Origin of the sequence: Thioalkalivibrio sp. ALgr1, assembly GCF_000378285.1 — a bacterium.
In the GTDB taxonomy this organism is placed as follows: Bacteria; Pseudomonadota; Gammaproteobacteria; order Ectothiorhodospirales; family Ectothiorhodospiraceae; genus Thioalkalivibrio.
The window spans coordinates 686,376-699,137 of sequence record NZ_KB905132.1 but is presented as its reverse complement, the minus strand read 5'-3'; the positions used below and the strand labels follow the sequence as shown (position 1 = coordinate 699,137).

Below are 12,762 nucleotides of genomic sequence, written 5' to 3'. Positions count from 1 at the left end.
AGGATGCGTTGAGCAACGCGAAACGCATCATGAGGCCATGCAGGCCACCCGGTTTAAGACGCCGGGAACACCATCCGGATGCGGGCACCATGCAGCTCCGGTGCCTGTTCGATATGCAGCTCGCCACCGTGGTCCTGCACCAGGGCCTGGATGATGCTGAGCCCCAGGCCCTGGCCGGCCTCGGCATCGCCGCGCACGTCGGCGCGCTCTCCCCGCTCCAGTACCCGGGCGCGATCCGCTGGCGCGATGCCGGGCCCATCGTCATCAATGGTCAGGGTGACGGCCTGCGGCGTGCAATGCGTCGAGATCCGCACCCGGCTGGTCGCATGGCGGATCGCGTTGTCCAGGGTGTTGCCCAGCAGTTCGAAAATCGCACCCGGCTCCATGCGCAGGGCACAGCCAGGGTCGAGCTCGCTGTCCAGGTCCACGCCCTGCTGGCTGGCGAGCCGTCCGAGCGCCTGGCAGGTACGCTCGATGATGGGGGCCAACGGCTCGGGCGCCTGGAACGGCGCCGGACCCAGGCGCTGCGCCTGACTGAGTTGGTGCTGCACCATGGCCTGCAGCCGGTCGACCTGGCGCCGCATGTCCTCGGGGTCGGGGTTCTGGCTCTCCAGGTTGAGACGCAGCGCGGAAATCGGGGTCTTCAGGCTGTGGGCCAGGTCAGCCAGGGCGTTCTGCTGGCGGTTCAGCCGCGCGCGCTCGAACTCGATCAGATCGTTGATGCTTCCGGTCAGGGCCTGCACCTCGGTCGGGTACGGGCCCTCCAGTCGCCCATGATCCCCGTGCCGCAGCGCCTCCAGGTCGCCCTGTACGCGGCGCAGCGGCCACAACCCCCAGAACCACAGCGCCAGCCCCAGGGCGACGATCAGCGAGAACGTCATCGTCATCAGCCCCTGCCAGAGGCTGGCGCGATACTGCTCCACCTGTTCCTCGAAGGCCTCTCGGTCCTCCAGCATCTGGAAGGTCAGCCCGACCTGGCCACCGTCCAGCTCCCACTGCACGGGGAGGCTGAAGGCGAAGAAGTCGTCCTCCGACCAGCCGCGCAGGGAGACCCCCACCGCGGACGGGGAGCGCCAGAGTGTGCGACCGTCGGGACCGAGGATGCGGGCATAGAGGCCACTGGCGGGCAGTTGCAGGCGGCTCTCGGGCAGCATATCGGGGACGCGGACCTCGTTGCGCCCGACGACCTCGACCAGCCCCATCAACAGCAGGACCTGGGCCTCCAGGCGTGTCTCGACGGCATCTGCCGCGTTGTCGCGAAAGGCGGCCTCCAGCACCCAGGCCGTCAGCAGGGAAAACACCAGCACGGTAGCCCCCGCGACCAGTGCCAGGCGCAGGGTCAGGCTGCTGCGGATCTGGCGCAGGGGGCGTCTCATGAGATGGCGGACGAAGGGGCGATGCAGCCTGTATGCGGCGTCATGAGTCCGAGGTGGAATCGGACGGGGTCGTGGCATCCGCCTCGCGCACGAAACGGTAGCCCCGACCGCGCAGGGTCTCGATCAGGCCCAGGCTGCCGTCCGGGTCCAGCTTGCGGCGCAGGCGGCCGATCAACACCTCGATCACGTTGCTCTCGCGATCCTCGTCGTGCTCGTAGAGGTAGTCCGCCAGCACCTCCTTGCTCAGCACGCGCCCCGGCTGGCGCACCAGCGTCAGCAGCAGGCGGTACTCGAAGGTGGTCAGCGAGACCGGCTCGTCGTTCAGGCGGACATCGTCGGTGGCGGTGTCGATCACCAGCGGCCCGAACAACAGCCGTTCGCGGCCGGCCTGCAGGCTGCGGCGAGCCAGGGCACGCAGGCGCGCGACCAGCTCCTGGATGTGAAATGGCTTGGTCAGGTAGTCATCGGCCCCGGCCTCGAGCCCTTCAACCTTGTCCTGCCAGCGGTCACGGGCCGTGAGGATCAGGATGGGCAGTTGTGGCTTGACCTCGCGGGCCTTGCGAATGACGTCGAGCCCGTCCATGCCCGGCAGCCCCAGGTCCACCACCGCGATATCGCAGTGGTACTCGGTCAGCAGGTACAGGCCGGTGTCGCCGTCCGAGGCGGTATCCACGCGACAGCCATTGTTCTCCATCTCTTCGGCGATCTGGCTGCGCAGAGCCAGGTCGTCCTCGATTACTACCACGCGCAGATTCATGGGTCGAGCTCCGTCCCTTCCTCGATCTTGATCGTTCGTACCTGCTGGTTGTCGGTCAGGATACGCACGATAAACACGCGATTCCCGTACTCGGTCAAATCTTCGCGTGCGGACAGGACTCGCCCCGGGTAGTTGGCCTCCACCCGCGACACCGCCTCGTCCAGGGTCCAGACGGCCGCGCGCGGGTCTTCGGTGATGAACTGGGCCTGCGCCGCGAAGGGCGCCACCAGGATCGCCAGCAGAAGCCCGAGCACACCCGCGCCGCCGATGACTCGGCGTCTCCGGCCACCGCCTTTGGCAACGGTCTCCGGTCCGGGGCGCATAGCGGTAGTCTCCGTGACGGTGTGGGCGAACAAACTCTTGCAGCTACAAGGCTATAGGCCTAGCCTGAACGTTATCTGAAACCGGATGTTCCCGTCATGACCCAAGCCCCTGCCCCCTCCGAACCCGAGGTACCCCTGGAGGAAGAAGCCGGCCCCCTGCGCTGGGACGAACTGATGCCGCATTTCGCCCGTGGTGTGGTGATTCGCGTGGCCCCCGAACTGGACCTGATCGAGGTGGCCCGCGCAATTCGCGACGATGCCACGCATCAGGTCAGCGAATGGCTGGCCAGTGATCAGGTCGCCCGTGCCACGGATGACGACGCACGGCGCTGGGCGGCGAACAACCCCGTCTTTACCGCCATCGTCGCCGCCCCCTGGGTACTCGCCCAGGAGCGCAGCACGGCGCACTGACCCGGCCATGGCCTCCCCCCTGGGCATCGAGGACGACACGCTGGCCCGCCTGATCCAGGCGGCGCGGGAGTTCCACGCCAAGGAGGAGGTCGTGTTCCCCGACTCGAACCCCGACACCTCGGACGATGACTGGGCCATGCAGGTCCTGGCGGACCACGCGGGCGATCTGACCCTGCGCGAGCTGGAGGACACAATGAGTGGGCTCGGGCCGGAATACCAGGCGGAGCTGCAAGCGCTCAGTGCGGTCGGCCGAGGCGACTACGCAGTCGAGGAATGGGAAAGCGCTCTGGAGGATGCCCGCGACGACTGGAGCCCGGACACAGCCCACCGCCTGGTTGCCAATCCGATGATCGCGGACGAATGGGAGGCCGGGCTGGAACAGATGCAGGCCGCCGATCAGTAAAAAGCGCTCCGGGCTCAGCCGGAGTCGAATTACACCCCCAGCGCGGCAGAATCGAACTGTACGGCGACCCCGTCTTCCATCACTCGCACCACCTGCGCCTGCACCCGCGGCGGTTCACCGCCATCCCCCAGCAGGCCGAACACCTGCAACATAAACTGATCGCCCGGACTCAGCCCCTTCAGGACATCAATCCCGGACTGATCACGATCCTCCCAGGCCAGGAAGGCCCCACCGCCGGAGATATCGTTTGTGGTGAGCCGTACCTGGCTTCCATCACTGCATTCCGCCACCACCTCGACGGTCATCGGGATGCGCGGATGGCGCCGACGTTCCCCTGTCATGGCCTCTCTCCTGCTGCAGATGCCTTCTCAAGGCATCGAAAAGATGGATACGTTGTGCTATATCCCAGAACAATGATCGTTCCATCACACGATCAGGCGCAACTCCGGGCGAACACACCCGGAAGTGCATACCGGCCCGGCAACCGCACCGGGCAGTAGAAACAAGGCAGTACCGAGATAGCTGTCGCCATATAACAAAGTCACTTCACGACGGAGGAGTCCGTTCACATGAAGCAATCACGTTTGTTCGTGGCGGGGCTGGTGGCCTCGCTGGCGATGGCGGGTACCGCATCCCAGGCTATCGCCGACAATGACGAAATCACCCGTGGCCAGTTGATGGCCGCTTCCTGCAAGGCCTGCCACAACGCCGCCGGCGCCGAAAAGGGCGTGCCCGATCTGGGCCGAATCCCGCCGGAGGTAATCCAGAGCCAGATGCGCGCATTCCGCGATGGCGACCGTGACGCGACCATCATGGATCGTCACGCCAAGGGCTACACGGACGAAGAGATCGAAGCGATGTCGGTCTACTTCTCGCGCTTCTGATCACGGGGGATGACAACAATGCACAATTTTACTCGACGCCATTTCCTGAAGGCCTTCGGGATCACCAGCGCGGCCGCCCTGACCGGTATTGGCTGCGCCCCGCGTGCCGCCCGTAACGGCGCCAAGGCCCATGTGGTCGTGGTCGGGGGCGGCTCCGGCGGTGCCACCACGGCGCGCTACCTGAAACAGTTCTCTCCGGACATGATGGTCACGCTGATCGAACCCAACGCCACCTACGTCACCTGCTACGGCAGCAACTGGGTGATCGGCGGATTCGAGAGCATGGATGCAATCACGCACGGCTACGACAACCTGCGCGACCGTGACGGCATCGACGTGATCGAAGACAAGGTCGTTGGCGTGGACGCCGACAGCCGCACCGTCCGGCTCGAAAGCGGCGACAGCCTGCAGTACGACAAGCTGGTCATGTCGCCGGGAATCGACTTCAAGTACGACGACATGCCCGGCATCGAAGAGGCCGACGCGGAGACGATCCCGCACGCATGGAAGGCCGGCTCGCAGACCGAGCTGCTGCGCTCGCAGCTACTGGAGATGCCGAACGGTGGCGTGTTCGTCATGGTCGCGCCGCCGAACCCGTTCCGCTGCCCGCCGGGGCCGTACGAACGCGTCTCGCTGATCGCGCATTACCTGAAGGAGCACAAGCCGCGCTCCAAGATCATCGTGCTCGACGCCAAGGACAACTTCTCCAAGCAGGGCCTGTTCGAGGAAGGCTGGGAGATGCACTACGGCGACATGATCGAATGGCGTGCCGCGTCGGATGGTGGCCTGGTCGAGGAAATCGATGTCGGCGAGATGACCGCCCGGGCCGACAGTGGCTTCGAACGCGTGCGCGCGGACGTGATGAACTTCATCCCGGCGCAGCGGGCCGGCCAGATCGCCCACGATGTCGGCCTGACCAACGACGAAGGCTGGGTCCCGGTCGACCAGCGAACCTTCAAGTCGGAGATGGACGACAACATCTACGTACTGGGGGACGCCAGCGTGGCGGGCGCCATGCCGAAGTCCGGCCACTCGGCCAACAACCAGGGCAAGATCGTCGCCGCGGCGATTGTGCGCGAGTTGATGGACCAGGAGCCGCTCGATCCCTCGTCGGCCAACACCTGCTACAGCCTGATCACCCCGGAACACGGGATCAGCGTGGCGGCCGTGTACAAGTACCAGGATGGTGCTCAAGCAGGCGTCGAAGGCTCTGGCGGTGTCAGCCCCTCGGGCGAGACCTCCAGCTTCCGCGCTCGCGAGGCCGCGTACACTCAGGCGTGGTACGCCGGGATCACCCAGGACATCTGGGGCTAGCCTCACTCACAGCCATGACGGCTGTAAACGACGGATGAAGACGGCGCCTGCGGGCGCCGTCTTCTTTTGTGGGGCGGCTCAGGCGTTCAAGTCAGGGATCAAGCGACTGCGCAGCCGCTGGATGGCGTCTTTCAGCTGCAGCTTGCGCTTTTTCAGCCGCTGGATCGCGAAGGCATCCGGCGCCGGTTGCTCGTGCATCACCGCGATCGCGGAATCCAGCGCCCGATGCTCGGACTCAAGCTCCGCCAGTCGTGCACGAATCTGACTCTCCGTCTCCAACAGCCCCTCCTCGCTTGTCTGTGCGGTCACGAGATACTTCCAGCTCGCGTATCATCGCAGACCCACCCCGCCCGGACCATCCCGCGCCCATGGCCATCCGCAACACCAGCCTGCCTATCGACACCCCCCGCGGCATACGCCTGAACGGCGTCCTGGTCGAACCGGATGACGGTCCGCTGCTGGGCCAGGCCTGTATCGCACACTGCTTCGCCTGTTCCAAGGACTTCCCCGCGACCGTACGCCTGGCGCGCGCCCTGGCGGAGGAAGGCATCGCCACGCTGCGTTTCGACTTCGCCGGCCTGGGCGACTCCGAGGGCCGGTTTCGCGACAGCACGCTGGATACCTATTGCGAGGACCTGAACGCGGCCCTGGATGCATTGAAACAGGCGACCGGCGAGCCCACCGACCTCCTGATTGGCCACAGTTTCGGCGGGGCCATGGCCATCCACGTCGGCAGCCAGCGCGAAGAACTGGGCGGCATTGTCACCATCGCCGCACCCAGCCGGCCCGGCCATGTCGCGCACCTGTTTGGTGACATCGCTGACACCATCGAGCGCGAAGGCTTCGCCCGCGTCAATATTGGCGGCCGCCCGGTCGAGATCGGACGGGCATTCCTGGATTCGATCGAAGAGCCGACACTGGACAGTGCCCTGGAACGCATGACGCAGCCGCTGCTGCTGCTGCACGCCCCCGGCGATACGGTGGTGAGCGTCGATCACGCCCGCCGGATCTTCCAGCAGGCCCACCACCCCAAGAGCTTCGTCGCCCTGCACCAGACCGACCACCTGCTCTCGCGCCCGGAGCACACCCGGTATGTCGCCGGGTTGATCCACGCCTGGGCCGCCAACCTGCTCGATTAGCCCCAGCGCACGCCGAACTGTAGGAGGCCAGCCCTCTGGCCGATCGGACGCCGGAAAAAACCATCGGCCAGAGGGCTGGCCTCCTACACCATGACCCAGGGCCTACCAGTAATTCTCGGTGGTGATCTGTCCCGGCTTGCGGCGGCGGTTCTTCTCCAGCCCGCGCTCGCGGAGGATGGTGGCGGTGTCCTTTACCATGGCCGGGTTGCCGCACAGCATCACCTGCGAGTGCTCCGGCGCGATCTCGAGCCCGGCGTGATGCTCCAGGCGGCCCTCGGCAATCGCCGCGGGGACGCGGCCCTCGAGCCCGCCCGGGCAGGGTTCGCGGCTAACGAACGGGATGTACTGAAACTGTTTCGGGGCGCGTTCCTGGAACTGCCGGATCGTATCCTGGTAGGTCAGTTCGTCCGCCTTGCGCACGGCGTGGACCAGCCGGATGTTCTCGAAGCGCTCCCACGGGGTGTCGGTCTTCAGCATCGACAGGAAGGGCCCCAGCGCGGTGCCGGTGGACAGCAACCACAGGTCGCGACTGTCCGGCAGCTCGTCCAGGGTGAAGAACCCCGTGGCGCGAGGCATCAGCTCAACCGTATCCCCGGGCTCCAGCTGCACCAGCCGGTTCGACAACGGGCCCTCCGGCACCGTGATCAGGTAGAAATCCAGCGGGGTTTCGTCCGGCGCGTTCACATAGGAATAGGGGCGTGCGACCGGCTCGCCGTCGATCTCCAGGCGCAGCCGGTTGAACTGCCCGGCCTTGAACGGCTCCACATCCGCCTCTACCCGCAGCGAGAAGAGGCGATCCGTCCACTGTTTGCACTCCTGCACGGTCCCCGTGACCCAGCCCATATTTCCGACTCCATGACTCAAGTATTATCCAGACTGGTGCCGCGCCCGGATGGTTTCAAGCTGTCCTTCAGACGATGCGGATTAATCCGCCCCGCCCCAATCCGTATAATCGGCGCCCGAATCCCCAATCAAAGCTTAACGGAGCAACCATGGCCCGCACCCCCTCGCAGATGATCGAACTGGGCACCGAGGCCCCGAACTTCTCCCTGCCGGACGCCATCTCCGGCGACACCATCAGCCTCGACAGCTTCCCTGACGCGAAAGGCTACATGATTGCCTTCATCTGCAATCACTGCCCGTTCGTGCAACTGATCCGCCACGAGTTCGCGCGCTACGGCCGCGAATACTCGGACAAGGGCATTGCGGTGATCGCAATCAACTCCAACGACATCCAGGCGGTACCGGACGACGCCCCGGACAAGATGCGCGACGACGCCCGTCGTTTCGGCTACAAGTTCCCCTACTGCCTGGACGAGGACCAGTCCGTGGCCAAGGCCTACCACGCCGCCTGCACCCCGGACCTGTACCTGTTCGATGCCGACCGCAAGCTGTACTACCGCGGCCAGTTCGACGAGACCCGCCCCGGCTCCGACACACCGGTCACCGGGCGTGACCTGCGCGCCGCCAGCGATGCCCTGCTGGCCGGTCAGCCGGCCCCCGAGCCGCAGCACCCGAGCCTCGGCTGCAACATCAAGTGGCGCCCGGGCAACGAGCCAGACTACTACGGCTGATGCACCTGCCGGAGCGGGCCGGCCCGCGCAGCGGCCGCGCCCGCCGTATACTGAACGCACACCCTGAACCATGGCCACCGCATGCCGCCCAGCAACGTGATCGACGGCCCGCGGGTCGCCACCTGGCGCTGTCCCTCCTGCCAGGAGGCCGTCCCGCGCCTGCTGCCCAATGGCGAGAGCAACCGCATCCCGATCCCGCCCGCGCGCATGGTCTTGCCGGACAATACCGTGCGTCAGGCCTGTGAACGCGTGCAGGGGTTGCGTGCGCCGGAGATCTGCTTTGCCTGCGGCCAGGCCTACCATGAGCTGCTGGGCACGCTGGTACGCCCGCCAGCCGAGTTGGGCGATGCCCGTGGCGAGCCCGGGCTCAATGACACCGGGATCATCGGGGCCCTGCTGCCGATCGCCGACCAGGGCACACAGATCCTGATCTTCAACGTGGTCGACCAGGAACTGCGTTGCACCGAGATCGAGCGCCTGGCCAGCTTCAACCCCGACCGCCTGACCTACCCCGGTTCGCGCGGCGCCATCGCCCCGCGCATCTGGACCCTCTACGAAGACCACCTGGCCCAACTGCACGCCCGCACACCGGTCCCGTACCACCCCGAATAGCACCCGTCATTGCGAGGCGCGTAGCGCCGTGGCGATCGCTTGGGGCAACACCAACCGCATTCCTTCTCGTCGTCATCCCGGAAACCGCGCAGCGGTTATCCGGGATCTCACGCACCAGGGCCACGGCAGCCGCAGGAGATCCCGGCTCTACGCTACGCTCCGGCCGGGATGACAGGGTCAGAGCACGCTCCGTCCAGAGTGACAGGGGTGCGGGGCGCTCCGGCCGGAATGACACGGGAAGCGCACAAACCGCAAGAAGACAGTGCCTCAGGCGTCGTCCTCGGCATCCACGCGCGCCAGCATGCGCATACCACCGACCATGCAGCGCAGCGCCTCCAGGGTCTGCAGGTCAAAGTCCACCCCGGTTTCGCCGGGCAGCTGCCAGTACTTCGGCCGGCAGGTCGCGGGGCGGTGCGCGGGCATGACACGGGCGGCGGCCGTATCGACCGCCACCAGCAGATCGGCCCAGGCCATATCGGCATCCGTCACCTCGGCCATCGCGCGCGCCGGGCGCACCTCGATCCAGTCTTCGAACTCGGCCGCCGCGGCCAGCTCCGCCACGCGCACGGCGCGCCCGTCCGGGCGTTCCGCAGCCACCAGCAGCCGCGCACGACGCTTATACATCTCCGCCCCCGCGCAGGTGCTTTTGAATGACACCACCAACCGGCGGCAGGCTATAACGCAATGGATGACAACGGAGAACGGACGGCATGGCCCACCTCGACTGGTCGCATTATCCGGTGAATGAACTCAAGCTCGTCTACAGCACGCTGCACGCGCAGCTGACGCTGGCGCCGGAGTTGATGGATTCCGAACTGATGGCCGACCTGCAGACCCACCTGCAACAGGCCGCGAAGGCCGACGGCGTGGACGTCTCCACCCACTCCCAGTGGGCCGCCTGGCTGAACGACCGCTGAGCCCCAAGGGCATCACTGCGCACAAGTGCCCGACTGGCCGGAGGGCTGGCCCTCTACAACGAGGCCCGCCACAGAAAAGCACTGATCACTACAACGCTTGCTGCATCTTCTCAAGGTGGCAGACCAAAGCGGGAAGGTGCTCATCTACCAGATTCCAGATCGTGTCGCTGTCGATACCCAGATACGCGTGAATCAACCGGTTTCGGGTCGCGACAATCATGCGCCAGGGGATATCCGGGTGCGCCTCCCGCGCTTCGGAAGGAATATGCCCGGCCGCCTCACCGATCAGTTCGAGGTTTCGAAGCACCGCATCGTAGACCAGCTCGTTCTGTACGAACGCATCACGATCAAGGCCATCCGTATAAGCCATGGCCTTGCGTGCAAATCGAATCATGTCGTCAAGGTAGAAGTGCCACTCGCGCGCTCCCATTGAGTCAGACACGAATCGCCTCGCGCTCGACGTACGGACGCAGCTCGGCGCGCAGGGCCTTTTCGGAGATCAGGTCCACCGGGTGTCCTAACAGGTCTTCAAGATAGAACTGAACGCCAAAATACTGCTGGGCTGAGGCCGGACCGTCGTAGCCGACAAGAATATCCACATCACTCTGCTCGCCGGCTTCGTCACGGGCCAGCGATCCGAACAACGCCAGCCCACGTACACCGAATTCACGCTCGAGATGGGCCCGATGCTCCCTTAGCGCCTGCAATACGGCAGCACGACTCAGGCTGCGAGATGGTTGGTCCATTGCCTCGTCCTGTTGTTGCACGGCGGTCTTACCCATTCAAATATTCAGGCGTCGCCGGCGGTGGCCTTGCGGTGTTCTGCGGCGAAGTCGAGCATGCGCTGCGTGGCCACCAGGGCCTTCTGGCGCGCGGCTTCGTCGACGAAGATCTCGTTCTTCGCCGGCTCCGCCGTATCTTCCAGCGTCTCGGCCAGCGAGACCAGGTCGTTCATGGCCATCCACGGGCAGTGGGCGCAACTGGTGCAGGTCGCGCTGTGGCCGCCGGTGGGCGCCTCGATCAGGGTCTTGCCCGGGGCCACCTGCTGCATCTTGTAGAAGATGCCCTTGTCCGTGGCAACGATGAATTCCTGTTCCGGGCGGTTCTTCACCGCCGCGATCAGCTGGCTGGTGGAGCCGACCACATCGGCCTGATGGATGACCTCGCGCGGGGACTCCGGATGCACCAGCACCGCGGCGCCGGGGTGGCGGCCGCGCAGGTCCTCCAGCGCCCAGGCGCGGAACTCGTCGTGCACCACGCAGGAGCCGTCCCACAGCACCATGTCGGCACCGGTGGTGCGGCGGATGTAGTCGCCCAGGTGTTTGTCCGGCGCCCACAGGACCTTCTTGCCCTGATCGCGCAGATGCTCGACCAGCGGCACGGCGATGCTCGAGGTAACGACGTAGTCGGCCTGTGCCTTTACGTCCACCGAGGTGTTGGAGTACACGACCACGGTGTGGTCCGGATACTGGGCGCGAAATTTCGCGAACTCCTCTGCCGGACAGCCAAGATCCAGCGAACACTCGGCCTCCAGCGTCGGCATCAACACGCGTTTTTCGGGGCTCAGGATCTTGGCCGTCTCGCCCATGAAGCGCACCCCGGCCACCACCAGCGTCTCGGCCGGATGCTCCTTGCCGAAGCGGGCCATCTCCAGCGAATCGGACACGCAGCCGCCGGTCTCGTCCGCCAGACGCTGGAGGGACTCGTCCACGTAGTAGTGCGCCACCAGCACCGCGTTGCGCTCGATCAGCAGGCGCTTGATGCGACGCACCAGTTCGTCGCGCTGGGCATCGGTCAACGCATGCAGCGAGGCCGTCACGTGATCCGTGCGCGGAACCTGGAAGATCGGAATTTCGGCCACCGGTGCAGTCATGGGTCCTCAACACCCCGGCATACGGGGCAAATTATCGTTAGCTAATAGTACGACAGGCCCCAGGGCGCTGTCGTTCCTACACATTGTGGGGGCGTGCCCGCGCATCCCAACCCGGGCGCCTATAATGCCCACGCGATGGACGACCTCACCCGCCAATACAAGGCGCTGTCATTTGAAGAGCGCATGGACCTGGCCCTGTCCGCGGACTTGGAGGCGCACTGGCGCCCCCTGCTGGTCCGCGACCAGCACGCCCAGGTGAAGGCCTACTTCTCCCGGCGCATGGACCTCACGCCCGAGGAGGTCGCCCTGCTGCTGGCCGACCCCAACCAGACCGTGCGCCTGAACTGCGCCAAGCGCCCCGACCTGACACCGGAACAGGTCGAGGCCTGCGTGAACGACCGCGACCCGAACCTGCGCTACTTCGTCGCGCGCAATCCGCTTCTGACCGAAGCACAGCGGGAACAACTGATGGATGACGAAGACGAACTGGTGCGCATCGCGGTGCGCAAGGGCCCGAAAAAACGCGGGACCCGCGCCCGCCCCGGACAAGCCGAGATGATCCGTTGACCGAGACCCGTCCCGAAAAACCGAAACGCCCGAAGCCCTCCCGGCGCCGCCGCGCCCTGAGCTGGGGCATCCAGATCGGGATCGCTCTGGTGATCTTCCTGGCCGTGCGCGCCTGGATGGCGCGCGACATGGTCGAGGGCCCCGCACCCGAATTCGAGGCACAGCTGCTGGATGGCACGCCGGTAACGCTCGCGGATTACGCGGACGAGCCCATGCTGCTGCACTTCTGGGCCACCTGGTGCCCGATCTGTCGCCTGGAGGAAGGCGAGATCGTGCGCCTCTCGCAGAGTCACCCGGTGCTCACGGTCGCCATGCAGTCCGGCACGCCGGAGGAGGTGCTGGAGCACCTGAACGAACGCGAGCGCGAACTGGCCGTGGTCAACGACCCGCAGGGCGAACTCGCTTCGCAATACAACGTCCGCGGCGTACCCGCGACCTTCATCTTCAACCCCGACGGCGAGATCGTCTTCCGCAAGCAGGGCTACGCCCCGCCCCTGGAACTGCGCCTGCGCCTCTGGCTCGCCCGCTGGTTGTAGGGAAAACTGAGCAGTCTCACGTCGAGACGGTGCAATTCGCTGCGCTCAGCGCACCCCACGCCGACCTCATATCCAC

The 12,762-nt window shown here is 65.8% G+C and carries 20 protein-coding genes; 10 read left to right on the top strand and 10 right to left on the bottom strand.

Annotated elements, in window-relative coordinates; genetic code table 11:
- Nucleotides 1-53: 53 nt before the first annotated feature.
- The 3 genes from F466_RS0103385 to F466_RS0103375 are packed head-to-tail and all read right to left on the bottom strand — an operon-like array spanning nucleotide 54 to nucleotide 2,456.
- Nucleotides 54-1,376, bottom strand: a complete 1,323-nt coding sequence (locus tag F466_RS0103385) for a HAMP domain-containing sensor histidine kinase (protein ID WP_018139008.1) — start codon at nucleotides 1,374-1,376, stop codon at nucleotides 54-56.
- Between the two features lie 40 nt (nucleotides 1,377-1,416).
- On the bottom strand, nucleotides 1,417-2,133 hold the full coding sequence (locus F466_RS0103380) for a response regulator transcription factor (RefSeq protein WP_018139007.1): 717 nt from the start codon (nucleotides 2,131-2,133) through the stop codon (nucleotides 1,417-1,419).
- Nucleotides 2,130-2,456 (bottom strand): PepSY domain-containing protein, encoded by a 327-nt coding sequence (locus F466_RS0103375; protein WP_018139006.1) that lies wholly within the window; start codon nucleotides 2,454-2,456, stop codon nucleotides 2,130-2,132. Before F466_RS0103375 ends, F466_RS0103380 begins: the two co-directional genes overlap by 4 nt.
- Before the next feature lie 96 nt (nucleotides 2,457-2,552).
- On the opposite strand from F466_RS0103375, the gene F466_RS0103370 reads away from it, so the two are divergent.
- Nucleotides 2,553-2,867 (top strand): DUF2288 domain-containing protein, encoded by a 315-nt coding sequence (locus F466_RS0103370; RefSeq protein ID WP_018139005.1) that lies wholly within the window; start codon nucleotides 2,553-2,555, stop codon nucleotides 2,865-2,867.
- A 7-nt stretch (nucleotides 2,868-2,874) separates the two neighbouring features.
- Entirely contained in the window at nucleotides 2,875-3,270 is a 396-nt protein-coding gene (locus F466_RS0103365; RefSeq protein WP_018139004.1) for a DUF3775 domain-containing protein, read from the top strand.
- A gap of 29 nt (nucleotides 3,271-3,299) precedes the next feature.
- On the opposite strand, the gene F466_RS0103360 is transcribed toward F466_RS0103365, so the two are convergent.
- Nucleotides 3,300-3,611: a PilZ domain-containing protein gene (locus tag F466_RS0103360; protein ID WP_018993440.1), complete on the bottom strand. Its 312-nt coding sequence runs from the start codon at nucleotides 3,609-3,611 to the stop codon at nucleotides 3,300-3,302.
- A gap of 228 nt (nucleotides 3,612-3,839) precedes the next feature.
- Between F466_RS0103360 and F466_RS0103355 the strand changes: the two genes are divergently transcribed.
- Nucleotides 3,840-4,154: a c-type cytochrome gene (locus F466_RS0103355; protein WP_018139002.1), complete on the top strand. Its 315-nt coding sequence runs from the start codon at nucleotides 3,840-3,842 to the stop codon at nucleotides 4,152-4,154.
- Between the two features lie 18 nt (nucleotides 4,155-4,172).
- Complete coding sequence (locus F466_RS0103350) at nucleotides 4,173-5,468, top strand: NAD(P)/FAD-dependent oxidoreductase (protein ID WP_018139001.1); 1,296 nt, start codon at nucleotides 4,173-4,175, stop codon at nucleotides 5,466-5,468.
- A gap of 78 nt (nucleotides 5,469-5,546) precedes the next feature.
- Here the strand turns inward: F466_RS0103350 and F466_RS0103345 are convergent, their stop codons facing one another.
- Nucleotides 5,547-5,747: a YdcH family protein gene (locus F466_RS0103345; RefSeq protein WP_017926214.1), complete on the bottom strand. Its 201-nt coding sequence runs from the start codon at nucleotides 5,745-5,747 to the stop codon at nucleotides 5,547-5,549.
- A gap of 89 nt (nucleotides 5,748-5,836) precedes the next feature.
- Between F466_RS0103345 and F466_RS0103340 the strand changes: the two genes are divergently transcribed.
- The gene (locus tag F466_RS0103340; RefSeq protein WP_018139000.1) at nucleotides 5,837-6,607 is read left to right on the top strand and encodes a carboxylesterase; all 771 of its coding nucleotides are present in this window, start codon (nucleotides 5,837-5,839) and stop codon (nucleotides 6,605-6,607) included.
- Nucleotides 6,608-6,709: 102 nt separating this feature from the next.
- On the opposite strand, the gene F466_RS0103335 is transcribed toward F466_RS0103340, so the two are convergent.
- The gene (locus F466_RS0103335; RefSeq protein WP_018993439.1) at nucleotides 6,710-7,450 is read right to left on the bottom strand and encodes a ferredoxin--NADP reductase; all 741 of its coding nucleotides are present in this window, start codon (nucleotides 7,448-7,450) and stop codon (nucleotides 6,710-6,712) included.
- Nucleotides 7,451-7,599: 149 nt separating this feature from the next.
- Here F466_RS0103335 and F466_RS0103330 point away from each other — a divergent pair, with 149 nt between their 5' ends.
- Entirely contained in the window at nucleotides 7,600-8,181 is a 582-nt protein-coding gene (locus F466_RS0103330) for a thioredoxin family protein (protein ID WP_018138998.1), read from the top strand.
- 81 nt (nucleotides 8,182-8,262) lie between these two features.
- Complete coding sequence (locus tag F466_RS0103325; protein ID WP_018993438.1) at nucleotides 8,263-8,793, top strand: hypothetical protein; 531 nt, start codon at nucleotides 8,263-8,265, stop codon at nucleotides 8,791-8,793.
- Between the two features lie 267 nt (nucleotides 8,794-9,060).
- Here the strand turns inward: F466_RS0103325 and F466_RS0103320 are convergent, their stop codons facing one another.
- Nucleotides 9,061-9,417 carry a hypothetical protein gene (locus F466_RS0103320; RefSeq protein ID WP_018993437.1) on the bottom strand — a complete coding sequence of 119 codons (357 nt, stop codon included), beginning with the start codon at nucleotides 9,415-9,417 and terminating at the stop codon, nucleotides 9,061-9,063.
- Between the two features lie 86 nt (nucleotides 9,418-9,503).
- On the opposite strand from F466_RS0103320, the gene F466_RS0103315 reads away from it, so the two are divergent.
- Nucleotides 9,504-9,710, top strand: a complete 207-nt coding sequence (locus tag F466_RS0103315; protein WP_018649187.1) for a hypothetical protein — start codon at nucleotides 9,504-9,506, stop codon at nucleotides 9,708-9,710.
- 88 nt (nucleotides 9,711-9,798) lie between these two features.
- On the opposite strand, the gene F466_RS0103310 is transcribed toward F466_RS0103315, so the two are convergent.
- Genes F466_RS0103310 through nadA form a run of 3 tightly spaced genes read right to left on the bottom strand, consistent with a single transcriptional unit; the run spans nucleotide 9,799 to nucleotide 11,583 of the window.
- On the bottom strand, nucleotides 9,799-10,140 hold the full coding sequence (locus F466_RS0103310; protein ID WP_018993436.1) for a DUF86 domain-containing protein: 342 nt from the start codon (nucleotides 10,138-10,140) through the stop codon (nucleotides 9,799-9,801).
- Nucleotides 10,141-10,144: 4 nt separating this feature from the next.
- Nucleotides 10,145-10,456, bottom strand: a complete 312-nt coding sequence (locus F466_RS0103305; RefSeq protein WP_026296405.1) for a nucleotidyltransferase family protein — start codon at nucleotides 10,454-10,456, stop codon at nucleotides 10,145-10,147.
- A gap of 44 nt (nucleotides 10,457-10,500) precedes the next feature.
- A complete protein-coding gene (nadA, locus tag F466_RS0103300; RefSeq protein ID WP_018993434.1) occupies nucleotides 10,501-11,583 on the bottom strand; it encodes a quinolinate synthase NadA in 1,083 nt (360 codons plus the stop codon).
- Between the two features lie 135 nt (nucleotides 11,584-11,718).
- Here nadA and F466_RS0103295 point away from each other — a divergent pair, with 135 nt between their 5' ends.
- Together F466_RS0103295 and F466_RS0103290 are read left to right on the top strand one after the other, a co-directional pair.
- Nucleotides 11,719-12,150: a hypothetical protein gene (locus F466_RS0103295; protein ID WP_018175180.1), complete on the top strand. Its 432-nt coding sequence runs from the start codon at nucleotides 11,719-11,721 to the stop codon at nucleotides 12,148-12,150.
- A complete protein-coding gene (locus F466_RS0103290; RefSeq protein ID WP_018993433.1) occupies nucleotides 12,147-12,686 on the top strand; it encodes a protein disulfide oxidoreductase in 540 nt (179 codons plus the stop codon). Before F466_RS0103295 ends, F466_RS0103290 begins: the two co-directional genes overlap by 4 nt.
- Nucleotides 12,687-12,762 lie beyond the last annotated feature (76 nt).